This window comes from Micromonospora citrea, assembly GCF_900090315.1.
Classification (GTDB): Bacteria; Actinomycetota; Actinomycetes; order Mycobacteriales; family Micromonosporaceae; genus Micromonospora; species Micromonospora citrea.
The window spans coordinates 5,021,990-5,038,313 of record NZ_FMHZ01000002.1 but is presented as its reverse complement, the minus strand read 5'-3'; the positions used below and the strand labels follow the sequence as shown (position 1 = coordinate 5,038,313).

Below are 16,324 nucleotides of genomic sequence, written 5' to 3'. Positions count from 1 at the left end.
GCCTGCGAGATAAGGGTCTTTTGTCCGATTTGCGGCGTCCGATGAATGCCAGGATGTCAGCTTATGTCCGTTTACGTTCCGTGGTCGGCGCCACCCGGGCCGCGGAATCGTGGGCGGGCCCGGGTCGTTGAACATGGCATACCCACGGCGCTCCCCCGCGCCGCGGTGCCCGATCGGCTGGTGGAATGCGTGGCCGGGTCGGGTCGTTGAGACACCCCGGACGCCCGAGCAGGCCCCGCCGCCGGAGCGATCCGTTCTGACTTCCCTTTCGCGACACGACCCACCCCCCGGGCGTGTCACGTACCCCCGATCGAAAGGTGACCTCACCATGCGTACCGACATCCTGCGTAAGACCGCCCTGACCGCTGCCGGCCTCGCCTTCACCGGCGGCGCCATCGCCGGCCCCGTCACCGCCGCCCACGCCACCACCACCGAGAACAAGCCCGCCACCGTCAGCCAGGACCGCAACAACGGCGAGCGGGAACTCGGCGTGCGCTACGAGGCCCAGCCGAACTTCTACTACTGCGGCCCCGCCGCCGCCCGCAACGCCCTCAGCGTCCAGGGCAAGGACATCGACGTCGACGGCATGGCCAAACTGATGGGCACCACCGAAGCCGGCACCAACTCCATCAACGACATCACCCCCGTCCTCAACAAGGAAACCGGTAAGGACGCCTACCAGTCCGTCGAGATCCGCGAAGCCAAGGCCGACGACAAGAAGACCGACAAGCTGCGCACCGACATCGTCACCGCCATCGACGAAGGCCACGCCGTCGTCGCCAACATCGCCGGCACCGCCACCGACACCGACGGCACCACCCACTCCTTCGAAGGCGGCCACTACATCAGCGTCGTCGGCTACCGCGACAACGGCAACACCGTCACCATCGCCGACTCCGCCGACCCCAACCAGGCCTCCTACCGGATGAGCACCGGCAACCTCGCCGACTGGATCGCCACCCGCGGCTACACCGCCTGACACCAACACGACGCAAAGGGCCGGCCCTCGGGGGCCGGCCCTTTCGTCATGAGTCATGCCGCTGAGCCGGGGCGTGCGGCGGGAGCCGGCTCAGCCGCCCGAGTCGGCCAGTTCGGCGCCCTCGGGCACGGTGTCGTCGTCCCGGCTGGCGAGCCAGCCGTCGGGCAGGAAGACCTTGCCGGGCGAGTTGGTGCGGCCGCGCGGCTGGCCGAGCGTGGCGACCGGGAACGGCTCGGTCGGATCGAGCTTGCCCAGCAGGTCGTCGAGCTGGGCCAGGCTCTCGATCATGGCCAGTTCGCGGCGCAGCTCGCTGCCGACGGGGAAGCCCTTCAGGTACCAGGCGACGTGCTTGCGGAAGTCGGTGCAGCCGTCCCGCTCGCCCCGGGCAGGGGTGCGGGAGCCGGCGGTGAACTGGTCGACCAGCAGCTCCGCGTGACGGCGCATGGTCTTCGCGACCTCGCCGAGGGTGGGCAGCCGGCGCTCCGGACGCCCGTTGAAGGCTGCCTCCAGGTCGGCGAAGAGCCACGGACGGCCCAGGCAGCCCCGGCCGATCACCACCCCGTCGACACCGGTGTGCGCCACCATGCGCAGCGCGTCGTCGGCCTCCCAGATGTCGCCGTTGCCGAGCACCGGCACGTCGAGCTCCTGCTTGAGGGTGGCGATGGCGTCCCAGTCCGCCGTGCCCGAGTAGCGCTGCGCCGCCGTACGACCGTGCAGGGCGACCGCCGCCACGCCGGCGTCCTGCGCGGCGAGGCCCGCCTCGACGTACGTCAGGTGGTCGTCGTCGATGCCCTTGCGCATCTTGACCGTGACCGGCACCCCGGCGGGCGACGCGGCGTCCACCGCGGCCCTGACCAGGCGGGCGAAGAGCCGGCGCCGCCACGGCAGCGCCGAGCCGCCGCCCTTGCGGGTGACCTTGGGCACCGGGCAGCCGAAGTTGAGGTCGATGTGGTCGGCGAGGTCCTTCTCGACCACGATCCGCACGGCGGCGGCGGTGATCTCGGGGTCGGTGCCGTAGAGCTGGAGGCTGCGGGGGCGCTCGTTCTCGCCGAACGCGATCATGCGCAGCGTCTTCGGGTTCCGCTCCACCAGCGCGACGGTGGTGATCATCTCGCAGACGTAGATGCCACCGCCCTGCTCGCGGCAGAGCTGCCGGAAGCCGACATTGGTGATGCCCGCCATCGGCGCGAGCACCACCGGCGGCCACACCTGGTGCGGCCCGACGGTCAGCGGGCGCAGCGCGGGAACGGTCGGTGCGGTCACCGGACAAGTGTACGGGGCCCCGGCCGGCGCGTTCCCACGCCGACCGGGGCCCCGTCCGGGCAGCTCAGCAGCCGGGGAGGCGCTCGATGAGGTAGCGCTCGACCTGGTCCAGCGAGATGCGCTCCTGGGCCATGGTGTCCCGGTTCCGCACGGTCACCGCGTTGTCGTCCAGGGTGTCGAAGTCGACCGTCACGCAGAACGGCGTGCCGATCTCGTCCTGGCGGCGGTAGCGGCGGCCGATCGCCTGCGAGTCGTCGAACTCCACGACCCAGCGCTTGCGCAGGTCGGCGGCGAGGCCCTTCGCCTTCGGCGAGAGCGCCTCGTTGCGCGACAGCGGCAGCACCGCCACCTTGACCGGGGCGAGCCGCGGGTCGAAGCGCATCACCGTGCGCTTGTCCACGCCGCCCTTGGTGTTCGGCGCCTCGTCCTCGTCGTACGCCTCGAGCAGGAACGCGAGCACCGCCCGGGTGAGGCCGGCGGCCGGCTCGATCACGTACGGCACCCAGCGCTCCTGCTTCGTCTGATCGAAGTAGGACAGGTCGACGCCGGAGTGCTTGCTGTGCGTGCTGAGGTCGAAGTCGGTGCGGTTGGCGATGCCCTCCAGCTCGGCGAACTCGGTGCCGCCGAACTGGAAGCGGTACTCGATGTCGACCGTGCGCTTCGAGTAGTGGGAGAGCTTCTCCTTCGGGTGCTCGTAGAAGCGCAGGTTGCCCTCCGACAAGCCCAGGTCGAGGTACCAGTTCCAGCGCTCCTGAAGCCAGTACTCGTGCCACTGCTCGTCGGAGCCCGGCTCGACGAAGAACTCCATCTCCATCTGCTCGAACTCGCGGGTGCGGAAGATGAAGTTGCCCGGGGTGATCTCGTTGCGGAACGACTTGCCGGTCTGGGCGATGCCGAACGGCGGCTTCTTGCGGGCGACGGTCTCGACGTTCTTGTAGTTGACGAAGATGCCCTGGGCGGTCTCGGGCCGCAGGTAGTGCATGCCCTCCTCGCTCTCGACCGGGCCGAGGAAGGTCTTCATCAGGCCGTTGAACATCCTCGGCTCGGTGAAGGTGCCCTTGTTGCCGCAGTTCGGGCAGTTCAGCTCGGTCAGCGAGGCCGGCGGCCTGCCGTGCTTGGCCTCGTACGCCTCCTCGAGGTGGTCGGCCCGGAACCGCTTGTGGCACGACTGGCACTCGGTCAGCGGGTCGACGAAGGCGTCCAGGTGGCCGGAGGCGGCCCAGACATCGCGGGCCAGGATCACGGCGGAGTCGAGGCCGACCACGTCGTCACGCTGCTGGACCATGGTCTTCCACCACTGCCGGCGGACGTTCTCCTTCAGCTCCACGCCGAGCGGACCGTAGTCCCACGCCGACCGGGTGCCTCCGTAGATCTCGCTGGAGGGGAAGACGAAGCCTCGGCGCTTGGCGAGACTGACGACGGCGTCGATACGGTCGGCTGGCATGTTTCCTCCTACGCCGACTGGCGGTCGGCGGGGACGCGGCAAAAGGACGGAAGGAGCAGTTCGGGACAACGGTACGACCAGCACCGCCCCGAGCCCAGCAGAATACCGGGGGCGGGTCAGTTGACCCCGCACACCTCCATGCCGCCGGTCTCCCGGTCCTGCCCGAGGACGACCTCCTGCCGGTCCTGCCGGCCGCCGGTGTAGGTCACGTCCACCGGGACGGTCAGGGTCGTGGCGTCCACCTCGCCCACCCGGAACGCCGAGATCTGCGGCTCGGCGGCGACCCGACGCTCGAACTCCCCACGCGACTCGCGGCGCTGCGCGTCGTCGCAGAGCTGGTCGTACGCGGCGCCGTACTTCCGTTCGACAAGCGCCTGGTAGTAGTCGGTGGAGACGGTGTGCCCCTGCTCCCGGACGGCCTGCACCCCGGTCACCACCAGGCCCACGACGGCCGCGCCGCCACCGCCGCAGCAGAGCAGCACGGCGAGCGCCCCGGCGCCCAGCCCCAGCCAGAGCCGGGTGTTGCGCCCCTCGGTGGGCGGCGCCGCGAACGGCGGGGCCACCCCGGGGCCGGCCGGCGGGACGGGCACGCCCGGATCCGCCGGCGGGACGGGCACGCCGGGCGGCTGCGCCCCCTCCTGGCCGGGCAGCGACGAGTGCGGCGGCGGTGCCGCCGATCCGGGAGCGGTCATGAGAGCAATCTAGTGGCCGCCGGCTCAGCGGTACGGACCAGCGGCCCGATCGCTCGCCGTCACGACCACGTCCCCACCCGGGGCGGCGGCGGCGAGCGCCTCGTAGGCGGACGGCTCGTCGACCGACTCGGCGAGCAGCGGCACCGCTGTGACCTTGACGTCGAAGCCGCCGAGGGCGCGCCGGTAGGCGCCGACGGACTCCCACTCGGTGACCAGGCACCAGTGCCGCGGGTCGTCCAGCGCCCGGACCAGTTGCCCGCGCAGGTAACCGGGGCGGGCCGCGAGCGCGGCGAGGGCGGCGTGCGCCCGCTCGGTGAAGCCGTCGGCGACATCGACGTCGACCACGAACCGGTTGGTCACCAGCACCGGGTTCCTCCTCGTAGAGTCTGTGGGATGCAGCGTACGCAGAGCCGGTTGCCGGCCCGGTTGGCCCGGGCGAACCCGACGACGGTGTTCCTGGTCACCCTGGTGCTGGCGCTGGTCGCGTTCTTCACCCCCGGAGCGGTCGGCGGCCTGCTCACCCTGCTGCTCGCCGCGGCCGTCGCCGCGCTGCTGGTCACCACCTGGGCGGTGCAGACCGCGCCGACCCGGGTGATCCGGCTGGTGGTGCTCACCCTGCTGGTGACCGCGGGCCTGGTGAAGCTGCTCTGACATGCAAGCATGCGTTTTTGACAATCATTGTCGTTGTCGCGGAAGGTTCATGTCATGAACATCCGCCCCGCCCCGCGCGCCCTCGCCGCCGCCACCGCCGCCCTGCTCGCCCTGGGCGGTGTCACGGCCTGCTCCGACGACGGCACCGCCGGCGCCGACCCGCAGCGGGTCGACGTGGTGGCGGCCTTCTACCCGTTGCAGTTCCTCGCCGAGCGCATCGGCGGCGACGCGGTGAATGTGACCAATCTGGTCAAGCCCGGGGCGGAGCCGCACGACCTGGAGCTGAACCCGGGCCAGGTGGGCCAGGTCGCCGAGGCGGAGCTGGTCGTCCTGCTCAAGGGCTTCCAGCCGGCGCTGGACGAGGCCGTCGAGCAGAACGCCAAGGAGCGCGCATTCGACGTGTCGACCGTGCAGCCGCTGATGGACGCCGCCGCGGGCGGCCACGACCACGACCACGAGGGCGAGGAGCACGCCCACCCCGAGGAGTCGGCCAAGGCCGAGGAGCCCGGCCACGAGAAGGACGGCGCCAAGGACCCGCACCTCTGGCTGGACCCGACCCGCCTGGCCACGGTCGGCGACAAGCTCGCCGAGCGGCTCGGCCAGGCCGACCCGGACCGGGCAGCCGACTACACCGCCCGCGCCAGGACGCTGCGTACCGAGCTGGAGAAGCTGGACGCCGAGTTCACGACCGGGCTGAAGACCTGCCAGCGGCGGGAGATCGTGGTCAGCCACACCGCCTTCGGCTACCTCACCGAGCGCTACCAGCTGGAGCAGATCGGCATCACCGGGCTCAGCCCGGAGAACGAGCCCGCCCCGCAGCGCCTCGCCGAGGTGATCGAGGAGGCCCGGGAGCACAAGGCCACCACGATCTTCTTCGAGACGCTGGTCAGCCCGAAGGTGGCCGAGACGATCGCCAAGGAGGTCGGCGCGAAGACCGCCGTGCTGGACCCCCTGGAGGGGCTGACGCCCGGCGGCGGCGACTACCTTTCGGTGATGCGCACCAACCTTGCGACCCTGAGGACGGCGTTGAGCTGCTCGTGACAACCCCAGTCATCACCGTCGCGCACGGGGTGGTCGGCTACGACGGCCGCCCCGTGCTGCGTGACGTCTCCCTGACCGTGACCGCCGGCGAGGTGGTCGCGGTGCTCGGCGCCAACGGCTCCGGCAAGTCCACGCTGATCCGCGCCGCGCTCGGCCTGGTGCCGCTCAGCTCCGGGTCGGTCACCCTCTTCGACCGCCCGCTGCGCCGCTTCCGGCAGTGGCACCGGATCGGGTACGTCCCGCAGCGCCTCGGTGCCGGCAGCGGCGTACCGGCCACCGTCCGCGAGGTGGTGGCCTCCGGCCGGCTGGCGCGCCGGGGCGTCCTGCGCCCGCCCGGGCGGGCCGACCGGGCCGCCGTCGACGCGGCACTGGAGTCCGTCGGGCTCGCCGACCGGGCCCGCGACCCGGTCGCCACCCTCTCCGGGGGGCAGCAGCAGCGCACCCTGATCGCCCGGGCGCTGGCCGGCCAGCCGGAACTGCTCGTCCTCGACGAGCCGACCGCCGGCGTGGACGCGGCCAGCCAGGAGGCGTTCGCCGGGGCGCTGCGCGACTTCGTGGCCGACGGCGGCACGGTGCTGCTGGTCGCCCACGAACTCGGGCCGCTGCGACCGTTGATCAGCCGGGCGGTCGTCGTACACCAGGGTGGGATCTGCCACGACGGCGCGGTGCCGGAGCCCGCCGGCCACCACGCGGAGCCGGACCACGACCACGTGCACCCGCACGGTCCCGACGAGCCCGCCGGGCTGTGGAGCAGCTGAGATGGAACTCTTCCAGTACCCCTACATGCAGCGCGCCCTGATCGGCGCGCTGGTCATCGGCCTGGCCGCCCCGGCGCTCGGCATCTACCTGGTGCAGCGGCGGCTCGCGCTGATCGGCGACGGGGTCGGGCACGTGGCGCTCACCGGCGTCGGCGCGGGCCTGCTGCTCAACCGGTCCCCCGTGCTGGTCGCGGTGGTCGTGGCGACCGTCGGCGCGATCACCATCGAGGTGGTCCGCGCGCGCGGCCGCACCTCCGGCGACCTGGCGCTGGCCCTGCTCTTCTACGGCGGCATAGCCGGCGGCGTGATGCTGGTGGGGCTCTCCGACAGCACCAGCTCCAGCCTCAACTCCTACCTCTTCGGATCGTTGAGCACCATCGCCACGGGCGACCTGGTCACCATCGCGGTGCTCGGCGGCGCGATCCTGGTCACCATGCTGGGGCTGCGTCCCGCGCTCTTCGCGGTCTGCCACGACGAGGAGTACGCCCGGGTCTCCGGGCTGCCGGTGCGTACGCTCAACCTGCTGCTCGCCGTGGCGACCGCGGTCACCGTGACGATCGCCATGCGGGCGGTCGGCGTGCTGCTGATCAGCGCGCTGATGGTGGTGCCGGTGGCCACGGCGCAGCAGGTGACGCGCGGGTTCCGCAGCACGATGGCGGCGGCCATGACGCTCGGTCTCTTCGCCGCCGGCTCCGGGGTCTGGGTCGCCGCCAACGCCGACACCGCCCCCGGCGCGTCGGTGGTGCTGATGGCGATCGCCTCGTTCGCGGTCGTCGCGATGCTCGGCGCGGGCTGGCGGGCGGTGCGCCGGCGGCGCGTGCCGGCCGCCGCCCCGACCCCCGAACCGCACGAGGTCGTGCTCCACTGATCCTGCTCAGCGGCGTGCCGGTGGGATTGGTTACCGTTACTGGGTGACCGGTGGATCAGGCTACGACGCCTTCGAGGGAGCCAGCGAGCTGCTGCGGGCCCTGTCGGCGCCGATCCGGCTGGCCATCGTCAGCGAGCTCGCCGAGGGCGAGCGCTGCGTGCACGAACTGGTCGACAAGCTCGGGGCCGCGCAGCCGCTGGTCTCCCAGCACCTGCGGGTGCTGCGGGGCGCCGGCGTGGTGCGCGGCTCACGACGGGGGCGGGAGATCGCGTACGCCCTCGTCGACGAGCACGTCGCGCACATCGTGGCCGACGCGGTCAGCCACGCCGGGGAGGGGTCATGACGAGTTCCGCGGTCCGCAACACCCGGCAGCGCTCGGCCGTCAGCGCGCTGCTGGGCGAGGTGGAGGGCTTCCACAGCGCCCAGGAGCTGCACGCGATGCTGCGCGAACGCGGCGAGCGCGTCGGCCTCACCACCGTCTACCGCACCCTTCAGGGCCTGGCCGACGCGGGCGAGATCGACGTGATGCGCCCGCCGGGCGGCGAGCACCTCTACCGCCGGTGCAGCGAGGGGCACCACCACCACCTGGTCTGCCGCGGCTGCGGGCGCACGGTGGAGGTGGCCGGGCCCGCGGTGGAGAACTGGGCGGAGCGGGTGGCCGCGCAGCACGGCTACGCCGACGTCAGCCACACCCTGGAGATCTTCGGCACCTGCCCGGCCTGCGCCGGCTGACCCCTCCCGGCGCCGGCCCGCTCCTCGCGACCGATGCCGACGGCGGCGGGGCGTGGCACGCTGTCCGGCGTGAAGATCTACGCTGATCGCTTCCCCACCGCCGTCCGACAGCTGATCACCGACCTGCTCGTCGTCGTCTGGGTGTACGCCGCGGTCCGCGGCGCGCTCTGGCTGCACGACCTCGTCCAGAAGCTCGCCGTACCCGGGCAGAAGCTGGAGGGGGCCGGCGGCGGCCTCGCCGACAACCTGGCCGAGGCCGGCGGCAAGGTCGGCCGGGTGCCGCTGGTGGGCGACGAGCTGACCGCCCCGTTCCAGCGGGCCGCCGGCGCCGCCCGGTCGCTCGCCGAGGCCGGCCGGGACCAGCAGGAGCTGGTCGACCAGCTCGCCCTCGCGCTGGCCGTGGCCGTGCTGGTCTTCCCACTCGGCCTCGTCCTCTTCGGCTGGCTGCCGCTGCGGGTGCGCTGGGTGCGCCGGGCCTCCTCCGCCGCCAGGCTGGCCGGCGCGCCTGCCGGCCGGGACCTGCTCGCCCTGCGGGCGCTGGCCACCCAGCCGCTGGGGCGGCTGACCCGGATCGCGCCCGACGTGGCCGAGGCGTGGCGACGCGGCGACGACGCCACGGTCGACGCGCTCGCCGCACTGGAGCTGCGCCAACTCGGCCTGCGGGGCGGCCGATAGGGTCGTCGGGTGTTCTACTTCCTCGTCGGCATCGCCGTCCTGCTGCTCGTCTACGCCGCCGTCCTGGTCATCTTCCTCCGCAAGGGTCGCAAGATCCCGCCGGCGGCGCACCTGTGGCTGGCCGTGCTCAACGGGCTGATCCTCGCGGCGGTCCTGGCCTGGGGGATCGCCCGCTGACCCGCCGGTGCCGGGCCGGCTGCGCGCCCGGCCCGGCACCGGGGCGTCACCCGGTGGGACGACCTGCCCCGCTCACACCCGGCGGCGGACGTCGGCGGCGGTGGACGGGCCGGGCGACCAGCGCGCCACCCACGGCAGCTCGTCGGCCGGGGTGATCACGCCGTCCTCCAGGCCGGCGTAGCGCCCGGCCAGGATCCGCTTCGCGGCGGCCACGTCGACCGAGTCGGTGTTGTCCCACAGGGCGGTGAAGAGCGCGTCGACGCGGACCCGGGCCTGCCGGCAGAAGAGGTCGGCCAGCTCGACGTTCTCCGGCCGGGTGTCCCGCTCGGCGTAGGCGCGCACGCAGACGGCGGACATCGCGAACAGCTCCGCGCCGATGTCCACCACCCGGCCGAGGAACGCCTGCTTGCGCTCCATCCTTCCCTGCCAGCGCGACATCGCGTAGAACGTCGAGCGGGCCAGCTTGCGCGAGGCGCGCTCGACCTGCCGCAGGTGGCCGGCGAGCGGGCCGAACTCGGCGTACGCCGAGGGGCGCTGGCCCTTGCCGACGGCGAGGGTGGGCAGCCACTTCGCGTAGAAGGCGCCGGCCCGTGCGCCGGCGCGCGCCTTGCGGCCGAGCCCGGCGTCCGGGTCGATGATGTCGCCGGCGACGGAGAGGTGCGCGTCGACCGCCTCCCGGGCGATCAGCAGGTGCATGATCTCGGTCGAGCCCTCGAAGATCCGGTTGATCCGCAGGTCGCGCAGCAACTGCTCGACGGCCGCCGGGCGCTCGCCCCGCGCCGCGAGGGAGTCGGCCGTCTCGTAGCCGCGACCGCCCCGGATCTGGATCAGCTCGTCGGCGATCTTCCAGGCCATCTCGCTGGCGTAGAGCTTGACCAGCGCCGCCTCGATCCGGATGTCGTTGCGGTCGTCGTCGGCCAGCAGGCAGCAGAGGTCGAGCATGGTCTCCATGCCGTACGTGGTGGCGGCGATGAAGGAGAGCTTCTGGGCCACCGCCTCGTGCTCGCCGACAGGCCGGCCCCACTGCACCCGGTCGGCGGCCCACTCCCGGGCCACGTTCAGCGCCCACTTTCCCGCGCCCACGCACATGGCCGGCAGCGACAGCCGCCCGGTGTTGAGGGTGGTCAGCGCGATCTTCAGCCCCTTGCCCTCCCCGCCGATGACGTTCTCGTTGGGTACGAAGACGTCGTGGAAGCGGGTGAGGCTGTTCTCCAGGCCGCGCAGGCCGACGAAGGCGTTGCGTCGTTCGACGGTGATGCCCTCGCTGTCGCCCTCGACGACGAAGGCGGTGATCCCACCGCGCCGCCCCTCGGCGGCGGGGACCCGGGCCATCACCACGAGCAGGGTGGCGACCGTGCCGTTGGTGGCCCAGAGCTTGACTCCGTTGAGCCGGTAGCCGGTGCCGTCGGGCGTCGGCTCGGCGGTGGTGGCCAGCCGGGCCGGGTCGGAGCCGACGTCCGGCTCGGTGAGCAGGAACGCCGACACCTCGCCGGCGGCGAGCCGGGGCAGGAAGCGCTGCTTCTGCTCGGCGGTGCCGAACATCTTCAGCGGCTGCGGCACCCCGATGGACTGGTGCGCCGACAGCAGCGCGCCGATCGCCGGGCTGACCGAGCCGGCCAGCATGAGGGCCCGGCAGTAGTGCAGGTTGCTCAGCCCGAGCCCGCCGTACGACCGGTCGATCTTCATGCCGAACGCGCCGAGCCGGGCCAGGCCGTGGAACACCTCGTCCGGGATGGACGCGTCCCGCTCGATCGCCGCACCGTCCACCTCGGAGGTGAGGAAGTCGCGGAACCGGCCGAGGAAGTCGTCGGCCCGGGCGACGTCCGCCGCGTCGGAGCGCGGCCAGGGGTTGATCAGGTCGAGCCGGAAGCGGCCGAGGAAGAGTTCCTTGCCGAAGCTGGGCCGGTCCCAGGAGGACTCCCGGGCCGCCTCGGCGACCTGGCGGGCCTCCTTCTCGGAGACCTGTCCCGCCTCCTTCGGCAGCGGCCCGGTCGTGCCGGCCGTCGACGCCTCCTCGGCGGCGGCCGGGGCCGCGTCACCGGCGGCGGTCGCCCCGGGCTGGTCGGCGCCGGATCCGTCCGGCGTGGGTCGGCTGTTCTGCGTCGTGGTCACGGCTGCCCCCTCGAACCTCGGTCCGGCTGCGTCGACGTGCTCGACAAACAGCACGCTACCCCCGGGTGTTACCCAGGGGTAGCGCTCCGTAAAGATCGAGTTGCGTCGACGGGCGGCGGGGCCGGTCGCCGGCCGCGCGGCGTCCCGTCAGTCGCCGGGGAGGCTGCGCGGGTCGTCGTCCTCGTCGTCGAGGTCGTCCTCGCCCCAGTTGCGCCGGGCGAACGGCAGGAACACCCAGAAGGTGAGGAACCAGAGGCCGGTGACGCCGCTGAGCACCAGCGCGACGGCCCGGTCCAGCACGAAGTCGGTGATCAGCAGCACCGCGCTGACCATCGAGATCAGCATGAACGCGAGACCGCCGCTGGCCATGCGGTGGGCGAACCGGACCAGCTCCGGCTTGCGGCCCTGACGGAACAGGGCCCGGTGGAACGCCACCGGCGAGATGATCATCGCGGTCGCCGCGGCGGCGGCGAGCAGCGCGACGATGTAGACGTCCTTCTGGAAACCGCTCGTACGCGTGAACCCGTTGCTGAACGGCAGGGTGAGCAGGAAGGCGAACAGGATCTGCACACCCGTCTGGGCGACCCGCAGCTCCTGCAACAGGTCGGCGAAGTTGCGCTGCCAGCGTTGCCGCTCGGTTTCCTTGGACACGGGCTACCTCCGGTCAGACGGTACTGCCGACGGGGGGTGGCCCGTCGGCAGCAACGCTGATGCCCCACCGGCGCTGCCGCGAAACCGACTCACGTCGCCGGTGCACGGCCGCCGCCGGGCGACCCGGCGAACGGTCACCGCCGGGGCGACCCGCCGAACAGTCACCGCCGGGGCTGCCCCGGCGTACGGTCGCCGCCGGGCGGCCCGCCGGGTCAGGAGCCGCGACGGATCCGGCCGGCGTACCGGGCCTCCAGGGCGTTGTTGTGCTCGTCGCCGCCCGCGATGTTGGCCGACAGGTAGACCGGGGGCCGCTCCCCCGCGGCCAGCAGCCGGGCCACCACCTCGACCGTGATCTGCTGCGCCAGCAGCGCCGCGGTGATGGAGGAGACCGCGCCGACCGCGCCGCCGCCGGGCAGCGGCAGCGTGGCGTCGCCGTACGGGGCGCCGTTGTCGAGCACCACGTCGGCGAAGTCGGCGAGCTTGCGCCCCGACGGGTGGCGGGACGTCATCTGCCCGGAGTGCTGCGCCGAGGTGATCGCGACCAGCCCGTGGCCCTTCTCCTTGACCAGGGACGCGAACTCCACCATCGCGCCGTTGACGCCGGAGTTGGAGGCGAGCACGAACACGTCCCGGGGGCCCACCGGGGCCAGCTCGTAGAGGCGGTGCGCCACCGACGGATCGCGCTCCAGCAGCGGCCCGAGCACGTCGGACGGCGCGCCGCCGACCAGCACCAGGTCCCGCAGCGCGATCCGGTTGGTCGGCACCAGCCCGCCGGCCCGGCCCGCGATCTCCATGGCCAGGGCCTCGGAGTGGCCGGTGCCGAACGCGTGCACGACCCCGTCGGCGCGCACGGCGTCGGCGATCAGGTCGGCGGCCCGCCCCACCGCCTCACGCTGGCTGGCGGCCACCCGCCGCATCGTGTCCGTCACCACGGTCAGGTAGTCCTCGGCGCTCACCGTCATGTCTCCTCCGTCCATGTCGTCGGTCCACCACCGGCTGCCCGGGGCACCGGTCGTCGGTCCCTCACCGGCTGCCCGGCCACCGGTCGTCGTCGCTCACCGGCTGCCCGGCCACCGGACGCCGGGCCGGCCACCGGTCGTCGGTCCCTCACCGGCCACCGGGCGCCGGTCTGGCGTCGGCCCCTCGCCGGCCGCCCGGCCACCGGTCGTCCGTCGTCCCGTTCCCGCTCACCACCGGCCGGGCGCCGCCGCGCCCCGGTCAGGCCGGGCCGAGCGCCCGGGCCAGGATCGCCTCGGCCAGCGGCGCGGGCGCCTCGTCGGGAATCCAGTGGCTCATCCCGGGCAGCTCGACGAAACGGTAGTCGGCGCTCACCTGCCCGGCGCACGCCTCGGCGGCCGTCCGGCCGATCGCGATGTCGCGGTCGCTCCACACGAAGGTGGTCGGCACCCGCACCGGCCCGGTGGCCGCCATGTCGCGGCGGGACATCGCGCGGTACCAGTTCAGCGCGGCCGTGAGCGCGCCGGGCCGGCGCATCGGGTCGGCGTACGTCGCCACCCGCTCGTCGTCGCCCACCCCGTGCAGCATCCGGCGCAGCCCCGTCGCGCCCAACGCCAGCAGCGCCTTCTCCGCCTTGCCCGGCTTGCGGAACAGCGCGATGTAGGCCGAGCGGGCCTTCTGCCCCGGGTCCTCGGCCAGCGCGTGCGCCATCGCGGCGGGGTGCGGCACGGAGACCGCGGTCAGGGTGCGGACCCGCTGCGGGTGACGGGCGGCCAGGTCCCAGGCCACCATCGCGCCCCAGTCGTGCCCCACCAGGTGCGCCGCGTCGACGTCGAGGGCGTCCAGCACGGCCGCCGCGTCGGCCACCAGCTCCGGCAGCCGGTACGCCTCGACCGCCTCGGGCCGCGCGTCCGGCGAGTAGCCGCGCTGGTCGAGCGCGTACGTGCGCAGGCCGGCGGTGTGCAGGTACGGGACCACGTCGTCCCACTCGCCGCCGTGCTGGGGGAAGCCGTGCAGCAGCAGGACGGGCGCGCCGCCGGCCGGACCGCCGACGCGTACGTCGAACGTGAACCCCCGGGCGTCGATCCGCATGATCGCCAGCCTACCCAGGGCGGGCGCGCGTCACTCGTACTGGCGTCGGGGCACGGGCACCTGCCGCCAGGACTCCACGTCGAGGTAGGGGATCTCGGCGTCGTTGACCGGGTCGCGGGCGATCCGGTCGCTGTAGCGGCCCGTCACCTCGATCCAGGTGTCGTCGGCGAGCCCTTCGGGCACCGCGCCGGTCAGGCCCAGCTTGACCGGCCGCCCGTCGGCGGCGCAGCAGGAGAGCACGATGCGGGCCAGCAGCGGCCGGCCGTCGGGGCCGGTGGTGACGAAGCCGGTCAGCCGGACCCGGCGCTGCCCGATCGAGGTGCCCCGGTCGAACAGCGCCCGGGAGGCGTAGTCGAGCACGGTGACCTGCGCCGGGTCGCCGTCGGGCAGGGGCGGGTAGTCGGAGGGCTGCTGCCGGTCGGACAGCGCGGTGCCGGCCTGCCCGGCCGCGTACGACCCGAGGGCCGGCGGGGCGACCAGGAGCAGGCCCAGCACCGGCAGGATCAGCAACCAGCCGACCCGCGGCTCGTGCCCGTGCCCGTCGTGCCCGTAATCGTGGTCGACGCTGGCGGCATCCCGGTCGGCGCGGCCGGCGTCGTACGCCCGGCCGGCATCGCGCGCGTCGTGGTCGGCGCGGCCGGCATCGTACGCCCGGCCGGCATCGCGCGCGTCGTGGTCGGCGCGGCCGGCGGAGTGCTCGTCGTGGTCGGCGGACCCGGCGGGGGTGGCCGGGGGCGCGTCGGTGCGCCGCAGGAGCGGACGCAGCTCGTACCAGAGGGTCATCACCGCGGCGACCACCAGCAGCAGGCCGGCGGCGACCAGGAACGGACGCAGCCCCTCCTTGACGTAGCGCAGGTGCAGGTCGGTGAGGCCGGCCCGGACCACCGCGCCACCGAGCAGCAGCAGGACGACGGCCTGCGCCTGCCGGTTCACAGCAGCACCGCCCCGGTCGCGGCGGCGACCGCCACGGCCACGGCGAGGGTGGCCGGGGCGAACCGCAGCGCGAACCGCCGGCCGAAGACGCCGGCCTGCATCGCGATGAGCTTGAGGTCGACCATCGGCCCCACCACCAGGAAGACCAGTCGGGAGGTCAGCGAGAACTGCGACAGGGAGGCGGCGACGAAGGCGTCGGCCTCGGAGCAGAGGGAGAGCAGCACCGCGAGCCCGGCCAGCGCGAGCACGGAGAGGACCGGGTCGTCGGCGAGGGTCTGCAACCAGCGCTCGGGCACGACGACGTTGATGGTGGCGGCGGCCGCCGCGCCGATCACCAGGAACCCGCCGGCGTGCGTGACGTCGTGCCGGACCGCCGCCCAGAACGCCCGTCCACGGGAGCCGTCGTCCAGCTCGGGCCGGCGCGGCAGCCGGATCCACTCGGCCCGGCCGAGCCGCAACCAGAGCCAGCCCATGACCATCGCGACGACGAGGCTCGCCACCGCGCGGCCGACCACCATCTCCGGGTCGCCGGGGAAGGCCACCGCGGTGGCGGTGAGCACGATCGGGTTGACGGCCGGAGCGGCGAGCAGGAAGGCCAGCGCGGCCGCCGGCGTGACCCCGCGCCGGATCAGCGACCCGGCGATCGGCACCGAGCCGCACTCGCAGCCGGGCAGCACCACGCCGGCCGCGCTCGCGACCGGCACCGCCAGCGCGGGGTGGCGCGGCAGCGCCCGGGCCCAGAACGACCGCGGCACGAAGACCGCGATCACCGCGGAGAGGACCACGCCGAAGACCAGGAACGGCACCGCCTGCACCAGCACCGAGACGAAGACGGTGGTCCAGGTCTGCAGCCGGGGCGTGGAGAGGGCTCGGGCGAGCGGCTCCCGGAGGACGACGAGCAGGACCAGCAGGCCGGCGAGCACCTCGACCGACCCGATGCGCCAGGGTCCGTCGCCGTCCGCCGGTTCGTTCGGCGGTACGTCCGGCGGGGCCCCGCCGACCGCCCCGCCCTCCCGGGCACCACGGTCAACCTCGGATGTCACGTACGCGTCCCTCTGCCGGTCCCGCCAGTGGCCGCCCGAGACTACCGGCCGGAATCGACGGGGTCGACAGAACGCGCTGATGACCTGCGGAAAGATCACTTTGCCCGATGATCTTCGAAGGTGTTAGCGTCGGCGCGACAACTTCACATCCGACAGGGGAGCGCACAGCGCTGAGAGTGCGGGCACGCCCGCAGACCCTCGAACCTGATCTGGGTAATGCCAGCGCAGGGAGTTCGGTCGACCTCCAGCCGCGTCG

The 16,324-nt window shown here is 73.4% G+C and carries 19 protein-coding genes and 1 riboswitch; of the genes, 9 read left to right on the top strand and 10 right to left on the bottom strand.

Annotation, left to right across the window (positions count from 1 at the left end; genetic code table 11):
- Positions 1-328: 328 nt before the first annotated feature.
- Positions 329-979 carry a C39 family peptidase gene (locus GA0070606_RS23150; protein WP_091104156.1) on the top strand — a complete coding sequence of 217 codons (651 nt, stop codon included), beginning with the start codon at positions 329-331 and terminating at the stop codon, positions 977-979.
- A 90-nt stretch (positions 980-1,069) separates the two neighbouring features.
- Here the strand turns inward: GA0070606_RS23150 and dusB are convergent, their stop codons facing one another.
- The 4 genes from dusB to GA0070606_RS23130 all read right to left on the bottom strand — a co-directional run bounded on the left by dusB (position 1,070) and on the right by GA0070606_RS23130 (position 4,744).
- Positions 1,070-2,242, bottom strand: coding sequence for a tRNA dihydrouridine synthase DusB (gene dusB / locus GA0070606_RS23145; RefSeq protein ID WP_091104154.1), 1,173 nt, complete (start codon positions 2,240-2,242; stop codon positions 1,070-1,072).
- Positions 2,243-2,306: 64 nt separating this feature from the next.
- Positions 2,307-3,686 carry a glycine--tRNA ligase gene (locus tag GA0070606_RS23140; RefSeq protein ID WP_091104151.1) on the bottom strand — a complete coding sequence of 460 codons (1,380 nt, stop codon included), beginning with the start codon at positions 3,684-3,686 and terminating at the stop codon, positions 2,307-2,309.
- Positions 3,687-3,802: 116 nt separating this feature from the next.
- Positions 3,803-4,276: a hypothetical protein gene (locus GA0070606_RS23135; protein WP_091108061.1), complete on the bottom strand. Its 474-nt coding sequence runs from the start codon at positions 4,274-4,276 to the stop codon at positions 3,803-3,805.
- A 126-nt stretch (positions 4,277-4,402) separates the two neighbouring features.
- Positions 4,403-4,744, bottom strand: a complete 342-nt coding sequence (locus tag GA0070606_RS23130) for an antibiotic biosynthesis monooxygenase family protein (protein WP_091104148.1) — start codon at positions 4,742-4,744, stop codon at positions 4,403-4,405.
- A 27-nt stretch (positions 4,745-4,771) separates the two neighbouring features.
- Between GA0070606_RS23130 and GA0070606_RS23125 the strand changes: the two genes are divergently transcribed.
- From GA0070606_RS23125 to GA0070606_RS32650, 8 genes are all read left to right on the top strand, one after another.
- Entirely contained in the window at positions 4,772-5,029 is a 258-nt protein-coding gene (locus tag GA0070606_RS23125) for a hypothetical protein (RefSeq protein ID WP_091104146.1), read from the top strand.
- A gap of 54 nt (positions 5,030-5,083) precedes the next feature.
- On the top strand, positions 5,084-6,070 hold the full coding sequence (locus tag GA0070606_RS23120) for a metal ABC transporter substrate-binding protein (RefSeq protein ID WP_091104144.1): 987 nt from the start codon (positions 5,084-5,086) through the stop codon (positions 6,068-6,070).
- Positions 6,067-6,828: a metal ABC transporter ATP-binding protein gene (locus GA0070606_RS23115; RefSeq protein ID WP_091104142.1), complete on the top strand. Its 762-nt coding sequence runs from the start codon at positions 6,067-6,069 to the stop codon at positions 6,826-6,828. The genes GA0070606_RS23120 and GA0070606_RS23115 overlap by 4 nt, the downstream gene beginning before the upstream one ends.
- A 1-nt stretch (position 6,829) precedes the next feature.
- Positions 6,830-7,696 carry a metal ABC transporter permease gene (locus GA0070606_RS23110; RefSeq protein ID WP_091104139.1) on the top strand — a complete coding sequence of 289 codons (867 nt, stop codon included), beginning with the start codon at positions 6,830-6,832 and terminating at the stop codon, positions 7,694-7,696.
- Between the two features lie 43 nt (positions 7,697-7,739).
- On the top strand, positions 7,740-8,039 hold the full coding sequence (locus GA0070606_RS23105) for an ArsR/SmtB family transcription factor (protein ID WP_091104136.1): 300 nt from the start codon (positions 7,740-7,742) through the stop codon (positions 8,037-8,039).
- A complete protein-coding gene (locus tag GA0070606_RS23100; protein ID WP_091104134.1) occupies positions 8,036-8,428 on the top strand; it encodes a Fur family transcriptional regulator in 393 nt (130 codons plus the stop codon). The genes GA0070606_RS23105 and GA0070606_RS23100 overlap by 4 nt, the downstream gene beginning before the upstream one ends.
- A 69-nt stretch (positions 8,429-8,497) precedes the next feature.
- Positions 8,498-9,103 (top strand): hypothetical protein, encoded by a 606-nt coding sequence (locus tag GA0070606_RS23095; RefSeq protein WP_091108059.1) that lies wholly within the window; start codon positions 8,498-8,500, stop codon positions 9,101-9,103.
- 9 nt (positions 9,104-9,112) lie between these two features.
- Positions 9,113-9,280, top strand: a complete 168-nt coding sequence (locus GA0070606_RS32650; protein ID WP_176737394.1) for a hypothetical protein — start codon at positions 9,113-9,115, stop codon at positions 9,278-9,280.
- A 72-nt stretch (positions 9,281-9,352) separates the two neighbouring features.
- Here the strand turns inward: GA0070606_RS32650 and GA0070606_RS23090 are convergent, their stop codons facing one another.
- The 6 genes from GA0070606_RS23090 to GA0070606_RS23065 all read right to left on the bottom strand — a co-directional run bounded on the left by GA0070606_RS23090 (position 9,353) and on the right by GA0070606_RS23065 (position 15,963).
- Entirely contained in the window at positions 9,353-11,392 is a 2,040-nt protein-coding gene (locus GA0070606_RS23090; protein WP_091104131.1) for an acyl-CoA dehydrogenase family protein, read from the bottom strand.
- Positions 11,393-11,539: 147 nt separating this feature from the next.
- Positions 11,540-12,043, bottom strand: coding sequence for a DUF6328 family protein (locus tag GA0070606_RS23085; RefSeq protein ID WP_091104128.1), 504 nt, complete (start codon positions 12,041-12,043; stop codon positions 11,540-11,542).
- Between the two features lie 212 nt (positions 12,044-12,255).
- Positions 12,256-13,005 carry a sugar isomerase domain-containing protein gene (locus GA0070606_RS23080; RefSeq protein ID WP_091104125.1) on the bottom strand — a complete coding sequence of 250 codons (750 nt, stop codon included), beginning with the start codon at positions 13,003-13,005 and terminating at the stop codon, positions 12,256-12,258.
- Between the two features lie 256 nt (positions 13,006-13,261).
- Positions 13,262-14,092: an alpha/beta fold hydrolase gene (locus GA0070606_RS23075; RefSeq protein WP_091104122.1), complete on the bottom strand. Its 831-nt coding sequence runs from the start codon at positions 14,090-14,092 to the stop codon at positions 13,262-13,264.
- Between the two features lie 30 nt (positions 14,093-14,122).
- Complete coding sequence (locus tag GA0070606_RS23070) at positions 14,123-15,025, bottom strand: TIGR03943 family putative permease subunit (protein ID WP_091104119.1); 903 nt, start codon at positions 15,023-15,025, stop codon at positions 14,123-14,125.
- Positions 15,022-15,963 carry a permease gene (locus tag GA0070606_RS23065; protein ID WP_245724984.1) on the bottom strand — a complete coding sequence of 314 codons (942 nt, stop codon included), beginning with the start codon at positions 15,961-15,963 and terminating at the stop codon, positions 15,022-15,024. Before GA0070606_RS23065 ends, GA0070606_RS23070 begins: the two co-directional genes overlap by 4 nt.
- A gap of 249 nt (positions 15,964-16,212) precedes the next feature.
- Positions 16,213-16,317: riboswitch (TPP riboswitch) on the top strand.
- The last annotated feature ends 7 nt before the right edge of the window (positions 16,318-16,324 follow it).